The sequence below is a fragment of the Micromonospora sp. NBC_01699 genome, from assembly GCF_036250065.1.
Lineage (GTDB): Bacteria > Actinomycetota > Actinomycetes > Mycobacteriales > Micromonosporaceae > Micromonospora_G.
The window spans coordinates 3,996,935-4,009,040 of record NZ_CP109199.1 but is presented as its reverse complement, the minus strand read 5'-3'; the positions used below and the strand labels follow the sequence as shown (position 1 = coordinate 4,009,040).

Sequence of the window (12,106 nt, the reverse complement as noted above, 5' to 3'; positions counted from 1 at the left end):
CTCACCGGAATCGATTACGGTGAGGCCCTGAGTGCTTTTTCCGTTCCTGTGAATGGCGGCTACGCCCGGACGTCGCCGTACGAGCGCAGGAACGTGTTGACCGCCGCCACCGCGACCGCGCGCAGTTCACCCTCCGGAACGGGCCGGGTGCCGAGCCGGGCTCGGCTGTCCATCGGGCCGGTGAGCAGGGCGAGGAGCTGTTCGGCCGCCTCGACCGGGTCGGCGGCGGACAGGCGCCCGGCGAGTGTGAGCCGCGCCAGCCGGTCGGCCAGCGCCTCGGCGACCCGGTTCGCCCCGGTGCCGTGGACGATGTCGATCAGGTCCGGGAACCGGTTGACCTCGGCGTTGAGCAGGCGCCGCAGCGCCCAGGACCGGTCGTCGCAGTGGCACCGCAGCAGCTGGTAACCGAACTCGTCCAGGCTGGCCCGTAGGTCCGTGCCCTGATCGGCGAGCCGTTCGACGATCGCCAGGTTCTCGGCCATGGCGCGGTTGGCGGCGGCTTCCATCGCGTGCCGGAACAGGGTCTCCTTGTCGTGCAGGTGGTTGTAGACGGTCGGCTTGGCGACCCCGGCCTCGGCCGCGATCTCCTGTACGCAGGACTGGGCGTAGCCCTGCCGGGCGAACACCGCGATCGCCGCGTCCAGGATCGCCTGACGTTTGTCGATGCGTCCCCGTGGGGCGTCCTGCCCCGCTGCGATCGAGACCCTTGCTGTGCTCACCCCGGCACTCTATCCCGTCACCCAACAGACTGAACCAGTGAGTTCAATCTTGTTTCCTGCCTGGTTCTGCACTACCGTCCGGATCGTTGGATTGAACCAGCGAGTTCAGAACGTGGGAGGCGACATCCGTGCGCACCATCGTGATCTCCGGCGGCACCGACGGCATGGGGCGGGCGCTCGCCTCGACCTACCTCGGGCGCGGCGACAACGTTGTCATCGTGGGCCGCGACCCGGCGAAGGGTGCGGCGTTCCTGGCCGGCGCCGACCGGGACGGTGCCGGGTCGCGGGCACAGTTCATCCGGGCCGACCTGAGCCTGGTGGCGGAGAACCGGCGGGTCGTCGCAGAGATCGCGGCGAGCCGGCCGGTGGTCGACGTACTCGTCTTCTGCGCTCGGCACTACCGGTCGAACCGGACGGAGACGGCCGAGGGGCTGGAGGGAACGTTCGCGTTGGACTACCTGAGCCGGTACCTGCTCGGTCACGGCCTGGTGGAGCAGTTGGAACGGGCGGTGAGGCCGGTCGTGGTGAACGTCTCCGGGCCGGGGATCGCGAAGCCGGAGATCCGCTGGGATGATCCGGGGCTGGCCGGCGACTACGACGGGTTCACCGCACAGTTCCAGGCCGGCCGGGCGAACGACCTGCTCGGCATCGCCTTCGCGGCGGTGTACCCGGCGAGCCGTACGCGATATGTGTTGCTCCATCCCGGCGGCGTCGCGACCAGCCTTTCCGGCGACTACGACGAGGTCACGGCCGCCCAGGTCGAGGCGATGCGGCGCTCGGCCAGGCCGGTGGGCGAGGGCATCGTGCCGATCGTCGCCGTCATCGACGCACCGCCGGCCGAACCGGTGTCCGCGTTCATGCGGGAACGCCGGATCGACCTGTCGCCGGGATCGGCCGACGCCGACGCCGAGGCGGCGACGCGACTGCACCGGCTCACCGGCCGACTGCTGTCCGCCCTGCCGGGCGACGCGACGGGCTAGCGTCCCCCGGCGCCGAGGTAGGTCAGCTCGACCAGCCGGAAGGTGTGCGGGTTCGTCGGGTCGGTGGCGAACCCGTGCCGCTCGCCCGGCCCGAGGTAGTGGACGCCGTCGGAGTCCGGGTGGGAGAGGCCGATCACGACCGTGGGGATGTCGCCGGCCCGCCAGTCATGGCGGGCGCCCGGCTCCACCTCGACACCCAGCACGCGTACCTGTTCGTCGGCGAAGACCTCGGTCGGGGTGAGACCGCCGGTCACCGGCCGCGCGGGGGACAGGGCCCGATCCGGTACGCCGGACGCCTCCTCGCCGAGGTCGAGCAGCTCGACTATCCGGTTGCGGTAGTTCGAGTCGCCGTGGTTGGTGAGCATGTGCACCGGCGAGACCGGCCGGTGCACGACCCCGCCGACCCGTTCGGACAGGAACCGGGCCGGGCTGCCGTCGAGCCAGTCCATCCGGCAGGGCGACGTCTCCAGGTTCAGCACCAGGTACGGGTTGTGGTGCAGGTGCCAGGGCTGCGACCCACCGGGGGCGAGCCGGACCTCCCACACCCGTACCCGGGGGTTGACCAGCAGCACCCGCTGGCCGATCTCGCCCAGCACGACCTGCCGGCCGTCCGGGGCCTGCACGATGCTTCCTGCGCTCACGTCGACGTCCTCATCTGCGGGGGTACGGGCGCGCCCATCATCGCCCACGCCCGGCCCGAAGATCCAAACAGGTGCGGCGGCACCGGCTCGGATTGACTGGCATCGCTTCGGATGTAACGATTCCTGATACCGGCCGGAAATGGCCGCGTAATTCGAGTTACTCGAATTACGGAAGTGGAAAACGGATGGCGATCGGCGCGTCGTCCACAATCACCGGACCATACGGGGGGTGTGTTTACCGCGTGGGCGCGGTCGGTTCGGAAGACGGCAGTGAAAAGCACCTTTACCCGTCGAGTGAAGGGTCGTACGCAATCATGCACAGCAACATCGGCGGTCTGCGCCGCCGGACGGCCGTCGCCGCGTTGACCGCGGGCGTCGTGGCGCTGACCTCGTTCGTACCCGGTGTGGCCGTCGCCGCCCCGGCCGGCGGTCCGGCTCCGGCCGGCGACGTCGGCGCCCAGGTCGCCTGGAACCTGCTCTACTCCGAGGACTTCTCCACCCCGGTCAACCCCGGCAACGCGCCCTGGGTACGGGAGACCTACGCCAACCCGTTCGACACCATCATGGACGACTCCGGGCAGTGGTACCGCAACGACTACGGGGCGGACTGGACCACCGCGTTCAACTCCTTCAACACCTACCGCAAGGAGTTCCCGGTCGGGCAGAACGGCTGGTTGACCGCCTCCCTGTCGGCCCGCGACTGGGACAAGAACGGGGTCATCGAGGCGCCGCCGTCGATCACCACCCAGGCACAGGGCGGCGGCAACGTGGCGGTGCTGAACGTGCCCGACCACACCGGCGGGGCGATCTTCCGGCCGACCAACAAGCTGCCGTCGCAGTACCGGGTCGAGTACAAGCTGAAGACCATCGACTTCGGCGGCAAGCGCAACGGCTCGATCGAGTACGGCGGCCGGGTCAACGGGTACAGCACCACGGGCTGCAAGACCCAGCACCCGTGGGGCGAGGGCTCGAACAGCCCCGGCTGGTCCGGTGACGCCTCCGCGCCCTACTGCGAGTGGCAGGACGTCCGCTCCGGCCCGTACGGCTACAACGGCTTCCACTTCCTGTCGATCGTCGACTTCGCCAACCCGGCGCCCCGGAACAACCACTTCTGGCACTACCGCCGCAAGGTGCTGATGGACTCGTTCTCCCAGCACCCAGACCGGGTCGGCAGCGGCACCGGCGGCCGGGTCTGCAACTCCAACACCAACCAGTACTACAACTACCGGGACGGCAACTTCAACACGGTCAACATGTGGATCAGCGGCCTGCCGAACTGGAACCCCGGACCGGGCGGACTCGCCGGCAACTCGCAGTGGTTCATGACCAACTGCTCCGGCGGCGTCGCCGAACAGCAGCTCTCCTCGGCCGCCGAAATCCAGCCCGAGCTGATGCCGAACGAGTTCTACACCTTCGCCATCGAGCGCGACGCCACCGGCTACGTCCTGGAGGCCAGCGGCAACTTCGCCCGGGTCGGGCAGAAGACGATCCGCCTCCACCGCCCGTTCATCGTCAACAACGCCCCGATCTGGCACTACAACACCGAACCCGGCGAGTACGACGGGCGCTACAACAACAACCTGGTGCAGAACGACAACAACGGCAGCACCACCTGGGCGAACCAGTGGCCGTCCGGGTCGGCGTACCCGGACTACTTCGTCATCGGCGACCTCTACACCAACGTGTACGAGGGCAGCGCCAGCCTGACCGACATCCGCCTCTACACCCCGGCGCCGCCGACCGGCACCAACCTGGCGCTGAACAAGCCGGCCACCGCCGACAGCCAGTGCGCGGCGGCCGAGGCACCGGCCAAGGCGGTCAACGGGACCTGGACCGCCGGCAACGCCGACAAGTGGTGCTCGCTCGGCATCTCCAAGTGGCTCCGGGTGGACCTTGCGTCCAACCAGCAGGTGGGCCGGCTCGTGGTCCGGCACTCCGGTGCCGGGGGCGAGAAACCGGCCTGGAACACCCGTGACTTCGACCTCCAGACCAGCACCAACGGCACCACCTGGAGCACGGTCGCGACCGTACGCGGCAACACCGCCAACGTCACCACGCACACCTTCACCCCGGTCACCGCCCGGTACGTTCGGGTGAACGTCCTGACGCCGACCAGCGACAGTGACCGGGCGGCTCGGATCTTCGAGCTGGAGGCGTACGCGAGCTGACCGGCGCGCCGCCGCCGGGACCGACCGTCCCCGGGTGCGGTCCACCCGACCGCACCCGGGCCCCGGTGTCACGCCGCAGGCGCCCCGGCACCGAGCAGGTCACGCAGCCAGCGAAGCTGCTCCCGCTGCTGGAAGGCGGCGCCGCCCTCGTGACCGTTGTACGGCCACACGCCGATCTCCTTCGACGCCCCGGCATAGTGGTTGTACGCGGCGAAGACCGTCGACGGCGGGCAGATGGCGTCCATCAGCGCGACCGAGAACAGCGCCGGGGCGCTGGCCCGCGCGGCGAGGTTCACCCCGTCGAAGTAGCTCAGCGTGGTGAACACCCGCTCGACACTGTGCCGGTGCGTCTTCAGGTAGGTGACCAGTTCGCCGTACGGCTGGGCGTCGGTGATCTCGGTGGCCCGGCGGTGGTGGCAGAGGAACGGCACGTCCGGCATCACCCCGGCCAACCCGTCGACCAGGCCGCCGGCCGCGATGGCGATGCCGCCGCCCTGGCTGATCCCGGCGACCACCACCCGCTCCGGGTCGACCAGCGGATGCGACCGGGCGGCGTCGACCGCCCGGACCGCGTCGGTGAAGACCCGCCGGTAGTAGTAGTGCACGGGGTCGGCGATGCCCCGGGTCATGAAACCGGGGGTCTGCGGCCCGCCGGCCGGGTCCGGGTCGGCGGTGTCGCCCGCCAGGGAGCCGTTGCTGCCCTGCCCCCGGGTGTCCATCACCAGGTGCGCGTAACCGGCCGCGCTCCAGGTCAGCCACTCGTGCGGCAGCCCGCGACCACGGCCGTAGCCGAGGTACTCGACCACGCACGGCAGTGGGCCGGTCGCGTCCCGGGGGACCAGGAACCAACCGCGTACGGGTTGCCCGGCGAAGCCGGCGAACGTCACGTCGTACACCCGTACGGTGGCCAGTCCGGCGTCGTACGGGTCGAACCGGGGCGGGGTCCCGATCGCCCGCGCCTGCGCCAGGGTCTCGGTCCAGAAGTCGTCGAAGTCCGCCGGCTCGGTACGGGCGGGCAGGTAGTCACGCAGGCGGTCCAGGGGCCAGTCGACCAGCATGGGGGTGGTCCTTTCGCGTACGCGCCGCCGCCGGTGAGCACCCCGCCGTCGGCCGAGGAGGAACGGAGGGTAACGTTGCCGTCCTCAGTTCGCTGCTGCCCCGAGGAGGTGGGACCGATTCTCGTCACGAACGGCGGCTGCTCCCACCGGGCGGCACCATGGCTTCCTTGATCTAGGTCGAGCCATGGTAACCGCGGGAGCGCCCACAGGCGTCCCGAAGGGTTCACCGATGTCGACTTCCCATTCCACCCCGGCGCCGTACCGGGCCACCATCATCCGTACGCTGCGCGCCGCCGGCTGTGTGTTCGCCGAGGACGAGGCGCAACTACTCATCGACGCCGCTCCCGACCGGGCCACCCTGCGGTCGATGGTGCGACGGCGGGTCGTCGGCCTGCCGCTGGAACACATCGTCGGCTGGGCCGACTTCTGCGGACTGCGCATCGAGGTCGACCCGGGGGTGTTCGTCCCGCGCCGACGCACCGAACTGCTCGCGTACCGGGCGGTGGCCCTCACCCCACCGGCGGCGACCATCGTGGACCTCGCCTGCGGCTCGGGTGCGCTGGGCCGGGTGATCGCGGACCGGGTCGACGGCGTCTCGCTGCACGCGGCGGACATCGAGCCGGCCGCCGTACGCTGCGCCCGGCGCAACCTGGAGCCGGTCGGCGGCCGGGTCTACACCGGTGACCTGTACGAGCCGTTGCCGGACGCGCTGCGCGGCCGGGTCGACGTGCTGGTCGCGAACGTCCCGTACGTGCCCAGCGCGGCGGTCGACCTGCTGCCGCCGGAGGCGCGCATCCACGAGCCACTGGTCGCGCTCGACGGTGGGCTCGACGGCCTCGACGTGCTGCGCCGGGTCGCCGTCGGCGCCCAGGACTGGCTCGCCCCGGGCGGGCACCTGCTGCTGGAGACCGGTGTGGACCAGGTCGACGCCGCGCTCGCCGCGCTCGCCGGAGCCGGGCTCACCCCCGCCGTGACCGGCGACGAGGAACTGCACGCCACGGTGGTCATCGGCCGCCGCTGACCGGCACGCCAGCGGCCCTGCTCCGGGCGGGGCTTACCCAGCCATCCCGGTCACGCGGAACAGCGGTGGCGCCGGACTCCGGTCCGGCGCCACCGCTCCTGCTGGCTCGGGTCAGTGGTCGAGGTACCGCCACAGGTCGGCCATGTTTGTCGGGTCCGGTCGGTCGATCGTGGCCGTGATGTTGCCGGTCAGGCTGACCAGGTAGAGCTTGTTCGAGGTCTGGACGACCAGGCTGTTGTCCGCCCGGAAGAAGATCTCCGTGACCCCGTTGATGGTGCGGGGCAGGGCGATCCGCCTGCCGGTGGTCGTGTCGAACACGACGCGGGCACCGGTGACCCGGGTCGGGTCCGTGCCGCCTCGCGCGGTGGCCACGTACCGGCCATCGTTCGAGATGGCCTGCACCGCGATCGGGCACTCGTGGTCGCACTCCGGCTGGTCCGCCACGCTGAACCGCCGTACGGTGCTGCCGTTCGCCCCGGCGACCACGATCGTGTTGCGGTCGGCGTGGGCGCGGTGGCTGCCGTTGGCCGACCAGCTCAGGTACTTCGGGAACGAGTCGAGGCCGAGCTGGTCGTACTTGCCCGAGGCGGCGTCGACGTAGCCGTACGACTCGCCGGTCACGGCGTTGTCCTTGATGGGGGTGACGGCGATCAGCAGGCGGCGGGAGTCGGGCATCCAGACCGGCTCGTTGCCCCCGCCCCAGGAGACGTCCCGCTTGACCACCGTACGGGCGCCGCCGGGCTTGACGATGACCAGGTCACCGGGGTACGTGCTGAGATCCTTGGTCGGATGCACCAGCGCCACCCTGCTGCCGTCGGGGGAGACGGTGGCGACCTGGTCGCCGAGCTTGCGCGCACCGAAGCTCGTGGTACGCACCTGGCCGTCGGTGACCGTGACGACCTCGATCTCGGCGCCGACCCGCAGGTAGACCAGCCGACCCGGAACGTGCTCGGGCTGGCCCGCCGGCGGAGCCACTGCCGTCCCTTCGGAGGCCGACGGGCTCGCCCCGGCCGAGGGCGAGGACGAGGGGGAGGACGACGGGGTGGGCGAGGCGACCCCGGTCGAGGCGCCGGGTAGCGGTGTGTTGTGTGCCTGCGGCACCAGTTGGAGTCCACTGATCGCGACCGCGCCGACAAACGCCAGGGCCGCGACGGAGGTGACGGCGGCGCGACGGTGGCCGAGCCGGCGGGCGGTGCTGGTCACCCGGCCCCGCAGTGCGGTGTAGTCGGTGTCGGTCATCTCGTCCGCCAGGGTGGCGAGTCGCTGGTTCAGGTCGTTCATCGGGTCACCCCTTCGGACAGGTTGATCTCGGGCATCAGTTCACGGAGTTTGCGCAGGGCACGGGCGGTGTGGCTCTTCACGGTGCCGATTCGGCAGGCGAGCATGTGGGCGGTCTCCGCCTCGCTGTAGTCCTCGAAGTAACGCAGGATGATGACGGCCCGCTGGCGTACCGGCAACTGCTGGAGCGCCCGGCGCAGTGCCAGCCGTTCGACCGCGTGGTGGGCGTGGTCGGAGCTGTCGCGCCGCTCCGGTAGCTCGCCCGGCATCGTCTCGACCACCCTGCGCCGGCGCCACATGCTCACCTGAAGGTGGTACATGACGCGGCGGGCGTACGCCTCCGGATTGCCACCGTCGGCCAGCCGGCGCCAGGCCCGGAACGTGCGGGCCAACGCGTCCTGCACCAGGTCCTCGGCCAGGTGCCGGTCACCGGTCAGCAGGTACGCCGTGCGCAGCAGCGCGGGCGTACGGCCCCGAAAGAAGGAATCGAAGTCGCTGGTGACTTGCTTCACCACGGGCGATCGGGCGGTGACGCCCACAGGGTCCCCCGTCATGGCTTGCATCATGGATCAACTCCGGTCGAAAGAGAACTACGGCGGCCCGCGCGGCGATGGACACACCTATAAACGTCGTCTCGATCCATCCGGGGTTACCGACGATCAAACTCTTTCGGGTCGCGAACCCGACCGCCGGGCACGACAACCTCGCACCGCCCGGTTGCGTTCAGGCCACCGTCCATCCCACCCGGTGCGTTCGGGCCACCGTCCATCCCGACCGGACGCACGCAGGTACCGACCAACGAGACCCATGATCAGCGAGGCGGAACCTAGCCGCCGCTGACCGCCGTCAGCTCGGCCCGCGTGCCGGCGGTGATCGTCTCGACGGTGCCGTCCACCGCGACCAGGCGGGCCGGGGTATCGAGCCCGGCCAGCCACGCCCCGGCGTCCGGGCCGCGTACCAGCGCGGCGAGGCTCAGCGCCTTCGCGGTGACCGGGTCGGCCGCCGCCACCGTGACCTCCCGCCAGACGGGAGCCGGTGGCAGGCCGGTGCGCGGGTCGACGATGGGCCGGGCCGGGCCACGGCCGGTGGTCCGGGTGCGGGCCACCGCGCCACCGGCGAGCACCAGGGTCGCGCCGCCGAACGGCACCCGCCAGCCGTCCGGCGGCGGTGGGCCGGCGGTCGCCACGCAGCCGCCGAGCGCGACCAGTACGCCGCCGCCGGTGCGCGCCGCGAGCAGGTCCGCGCAGCGGCGCGCGGTGACCGCCCGCGCCGTCGCGGTCAGGTCGAGCAGCACCGTCACCGGTACGGTCAGCAGACCGTCGCGCAGCATCACCCGGCGCCAGCCGTCCGATTGCGGGGTCGGGCGCAGCGACGATCCGCACACCGGAAGCCAGGCGTCCCGTCCCGTGCGGGACAACCGCAGCAGGGCGGCGCCGACCGTCGGGTCCACGTCGCCGTCGGTCAGCTCGGCGGCGGTCAGGGCGGCGGCGACCAGTTCGGCGAGCCGCGCGCTGATCGGCACCGGCGTCCCGGCCGCCCGGTGCACCCGGGACAACTCGCTGCCGGCCCAGCGGAACCCGCAGGCCCGGTTGCGGGCGGCGAGTTCCGCCGTGACCAGTCGACGGGCGACCCGGCACGCCTGCGACCCGGTCACCACCACCCGTACCTCGGTGCCCCGATCCGACCAGCACGCCTGCGCCATGGTGCCCTCCCGGTTGTCGCCCGAACCACCCCGCCACCGTCGCCCGGCGCGCTGAACCGCCCGTATGCCGCACCTGTGCGTCCGCTGTGCGAACCGCCCGTATGCCGCACCTGTGCGTCCGCTGTGCGAACCGCCCGTCGTCGGGTCCCCGTCCGGTCGCCCGTGCGCCGCCGGCCGCCGACCCCGATCGGTTCGAGGCGCGGCCCGCCGTCGACCTACACAGCCGGCACACAGGTTCCGTCGAGGTGGGGCACAGCGGCCGGCGGCAGCATGGACGGATGACGACGGACGCGCGACCCTCCGGCCGGCACGTCGAGCTGCGCCGCCCGGACGGCGAACCGGTCCGGGTGCTGGTCGTGGACGACGAGACCGTGCTCACCGACCTGCTCTGCATGGCCCTGCGCTACGAGGGCTGGGACGTGCGCAGCGCGGAGACCGGGCTGGCGGCGGTCCGGCAGGCGAAGCGGTTCCAACCGGACGCGGTAGTGCTCGACGTCATGCTGCCCGACCTGGACGGGCTGGAGGTGCTCCGGCGGCTGCGCGGGCACGCCCCGGACATGCCGGTGCTCTTCCTCACCGCGCGGGACTCGGTCGAGGACCGGATCGCCGGTCTCACCGCCGGTGGCGACGACTACGTGACGAAGCCGTTCAGCCTGGAGGAAGTGGTGGCCCGGTTGCGCGGGCTGATGCGCCGGGCGGGCGTCGGCATCGCCGCGCAGCCGGACGCGGTGCTGGTGGTCGGCGACCTGACCCTGGACGAGGAGAGCCACGAGGTGCACCGCGCCGGCCAGTTCATCCCGCTCACCACCACCGAGTACGACCTGCTGCGTTACCTGATGCGCAACCCGCGCCGGGTGTTGAGCAAGGCGCAGATCCTGGACCGGGTCTGGAACTACGACTTCGGCGGCCAGGCCAACATCGTCGAGCTGTACATCTCGTACCTGCGCAAGAAGATCGACGTCGGCCGGGAGCCGATGATCCACACCCTGCGGGGAGCGGGTTATGTCCTCAAGCCCGCCGGTTGAGTCGTCCGCGCTGCGCCGCTGGCTGACCGGTTGGTCGCTACGGGCCCGGCTGGTCGCCGCCGTGGTCGCGTTGCTCGCCGTGGTCTGTGTGCTGATCGGCGCCGCCACCACCATCGCGTTGCGCCACTCGCTGATCAAGCAGCTCGACCAGCAGCTCAACACGGTCGCCGGGCGCGCGGGCGGCTTGTTGAACGGCCCGCCGAACGGTCGTCCGCCCGGCGTGCCGTCCGGCTCGGGGAAACCGTTCGGCCCGGCAGAACCGTTCCCGCGCGGGCAACCGATCGGCACCCTGACCGGGGTGGTGGAAAACGGGGAGGTCGAGTGGGCCGTCACGCTGCCCGCGGACACCAGCACCGAACGGGAGCCGGTTCCGGCCGCGCAGGAGCCGACGCTCGCCGGCCTGCCGGCCGACGGCGAGCCGCGTACCCGCGCCCTCGGTGACCTGGGCGACTACCGTCTGGTCGCCCGGGAAATGCCGGACGGCGAGGTGATCGTCACCGGTCTGCCGCTGACCGATCTGGAGCAGACCATCTGGCAGATGATCGGCATGGAGGCGGGGATCGCGGCCGGCGGACTGCTGCTCGCCGGCACCGCCGGGGCGTTGATCGTCCGGGCGTCGCTGCGTCCGCTGCGCCGGGTCGCGGCCACCGCCGGGCGGGTCGCCGAACTGCCGCTGGACCGGGGCGAGGTGGCGCTTGGCGTACGGGTGCCGGCGGCCGACACCGATCAGCGTACGGAGGTGGGGCAGGTCGGAGCGGCGCTCAACCGGATGCTCGGGCACGTCGCCGCCGCGCTCGCCGCCCGGCAGGCCAGCGAGACCCGGGTACGCCAGTTCGTCGCCGACGCCAGCCACGAGCTGCGTACGCCGCTCGCCGCGATCCGCGGTTACGCCGAGCTGACCCGGCGCGGCCGGGACCCGGTCCCGCCCGACATCGCGCACGCGCTGCGCCGGATCGAGTCGGAGGGGACCCGGATGACCGCGCTCGTCGACGACCTGCTGCTGCTCGCCCGGCTGGACGCCGGCCGCCCGCTCGCCGTCGAGCCGGTCGACCTGAGCGCGCTGGCGGTCGACGCGGTCAGCGACGCGCACGTCGCCGGACCGGACCACAACTGGCGGCTCGACCTGCCCGACCGGGCGGTCTGCGTCGACGGCGACCCGGCCCGGCTGCACCAGATCCTGGCGAACCTGCTGACCAACGCCCGTACCCACACCCCGTCCGGCACCACCGTCACCACCAGCCTGGCCGAGGTCGGGCCGGAGGCGGTGGCGCTGACCGTACTCGACGACGGGCCGGGAATCCCGCCCGCGTTGCAGGCGGACGTGTTCGAACGGTTCGCCCGGGGCGACACCTCCCGGTCCCGTACGGTCGGCGGCACCGGGCTGGGGTTGGCGATCGTGGCCGCGGTGGTGGAGGCGCACCGGGGCACGGTCACCCTCACCAGTCGACCCGGACGGACCGCGTTGACGGTCCGGCTGCCGCGACTCACAGCGGACACATAGGCCACTCACCGGA

11 protein-coding genes are annotated in these 12,106 nt (G+C 71.7%); 5 read left to right on the top strand and 6 right to left on the bottom strand.

Translation table 11 applies throughout. The annotated features are described in order from the left end of the window. Nucleotides 1-59 precede the first annotated feature (59 nt). Nucleotides 60-719, bottom strand: a complete 660-nt coding sequence (locus tag OG792_RS17520) for a TetR/AcrR family transcriptional regulator (protein WP_329110877.1) — start codon at nt 717-719, stop codon at nt 60-62. Nucleotides 720-847: 128 nt separating this feature from the next. On the opposite strand from OG792_RS17520, the gene OG792_RS17515 reads away from it, so the two are divergent. Beyond that, entirely contained in the window at nt 848-1,699 is an 852-nt protein-coding gene (locus tag OG792_RS17515) for an SDR family NAD(P)-dependent oxidoreductase (RefSeq protein WP_329110876.1), read from the top strand. Here OG792_RS17515 and OG792_RS17510 read toward each other — a convergent pair. Then, nucleotides 1,696-2,340 (bottom strand): hypothetical protein, encoded by a 645-nt coding sequence (locus OG792_RS17510; RefSeq protein ID WP_329110875.1) that lies wholly within the window; start codon nt 2,338-2,340, stop codon nt 1,696-1,698. The genes OG792_RS17515 and OG792_RS17510 overlap by 4 nt on opposite strands. A 314-nt stretch (nt 2,341-2,654) precedes the next feature. Between OG792_RS17510 and OG792_RS17505 the strand changes: the two genes are divergently transcribed. Further along, nucleotides 2,655-4,508 carry a discoidin domain-containing protein gene (locus OG792_RS17505; RefSeq protein ID WP_329110874.1) on the top strand — a complete coding sequence of 618 codons (1,854 nt, stop codon included), beginning with the start codon at nt 2,655-2,657 and terminating at the stop codon, nt 4,506-4,508. Between the two features lie 68 nt (nt 4,509-4,576). On the opposite strand, the gene OG792_RS17500 is transcribed toward OG792_RS17505, so the two are convergent. Continuing rightward, nucleotides 4,577-5,566: an acetylxylan esterase gene (locus tag OG792_RS17500; protein WP_329110873.1), complete on the bottom strand. Its 990-nt coding sequence runs from the start codon at nt 5,564-5,566 to the stop codon at nt 4,577-4,579. A gap of 229 nt (nt 5,567-5,795) precedes the next feature. Between OG792_RS17500 and OG792_RS17495 the strand changes: the two genes are divergently transcribed. Continuing rightward, the gene (locus OG792_RS17495; protein ID WP_329110872.1) at nt 5,796-6,587 is read left to right on the top strand and encodes a putative protein N(5)-glutamine methyltransferase; all 792 of its coding nucleotides are present in this window, start codon (nt 5,796-5,798) and stop codon (nt 6,585-6,587) included. A gap of 111 nt (nt 6,588-6,698) precedes the next feature. On the opposite strand, the gene OG792_RS17490 is transcribed toward OG792_RS17495, so the two are convergent. The 3 genes from OG792_RS17490 to OG792_RS17480 form a co-directional block, all read right to left on the bottom strand. Continuing rightward, nucleotides 6,699-7,868 (bottom strand): hypothetical protein, encoded by a 1,170-nt coding sequence (locus OG792_RS17490; RefSeq protein WP_329110870.1) that lies wholly within the window; start codon nt 7,866-7,868, stop codon nt 6,699-6,701. After that, nucleotides 7,865-8,419, bottom strand: coding sequence for a SigE family RNA polymerase sigma factor (locus OG792_RS17485; protein ID WP_329110869.1), 555 nt, complete (start codon nt 8,417-8,419; stop codon nt 7,865-7,867). Before OG792_RS17485 ends, OG792_RS17490 begins: the two co-directional genes overlap by 4 nt. A gap of 272 nt (nt 8,420-8,691) precedes the next feature. After that, nucleotides 8,692-9,567: an FAD:protein FMN transferase gene (locus tag OG792_RS17480; protein WP_329110867.1), complete on the bottom strand. Its 876-nt coding sequence runs from the start codon at nt 9,565-9,567 to the stop codon at nt 8,692-8,694. 278 nt (nt 9,568-9,845) lie between these two features. Here OG792_RS17480 and OG792_RS17475 point away from each other — a divergent pair, with 278 nt between their 5' ends. Both OG792_RS17475 and OG792_RS17470 read left to right on the top strand, forming a co-directional pair. Further along, nucleotides 9,846-10,592, top strand: a complete 747-nt coding sequence (locus OG792_RS17475; RefSeq protein ID WP_329110865.1) for a response regulator transcription factor — start codon at nt 9,846-9,848, stop codon at nt 10,590-10,592. Continuing rightward, nucleotides 10,570-12,093 carry a HAMP domain-containing sensor histidine kinase gene (locus tag OG792_RS17470; protein ID WP_329110863.1) on the top strand — a complete coding sequence of 508 codons (1,524 nt, stop codon included), beginning with the start codon at nt 10,570-10,572 and terminating at the stop codon, nt 12,091-12,093. Before OG792_RS17475 ends, OG792_RS17470 begins: the two co-directional genes overlap by 23 nt. The last annotated feature ends 13 nt before the right edge of the window (nt 12,094-12,106 follow it).

Excerpts from the sequence above, each read along its gene's own strand:
- OG792_RS17505 (WP_329110874.1), top strand. The coding sequence starts at position 2,655 with ATGCACAGCAACATCGGCGGTCTGCGCCGCCGGACGGCCGTCGCCGCG.
- OG792_RS17500 (WP_329110873.1), bottom strand. The coding sequence starts at position 5,566 with ATGCTGGTCGACTGGCCCCTGGACCGCCTGCGTGACTACCTGCCCGCC.
- OG792_RS17495 (WP_329110872.1), top strand. The coding sequence starts at position 5,796 with ATGTCGACTTCCCATTCCACCCCGGCGCCGTACCGGGCCACCATCATC.
- OG792_RS17490 (WP_329110870.1), bottom strand. The coding sequence starts at position 7,868 with ATGAACGACCTGAACCAGCGACTCGCCACCCTGGCGGACGAGATGACC.
- OG792_RS17485 (WP_329110869.1), bottom strand. The coding sequence starts at position 8,419 with ATGACGGGGGACCCTGTGGGCGTCACCGCCCGATCGCCCGTGGTGAAG.
- OG792_RS17480 (WP_329110867.1), bottom strand. The coding sequence starts at position 9,567 with ATGGCGCAGGCGTGCTGGTCGGATCGGGGCACCGAGGTACGGGTGGTG.
- OG792_RS17475 (WP_329110865.1), top strand. The coding sequence starts at position 9,846 with ATGACGACGGACGCGCGACCCTCCGGCCGGCACGTCGAGCTGCGCCGC.
- OG792_RS17470 (WP_329110863.1), top strand. The coding sequence starts at position 10,570 with ATGTCCTCAAGCCCGCCGGTTGAGTCGTCCGCGCTGCGCCGCTGGCTG.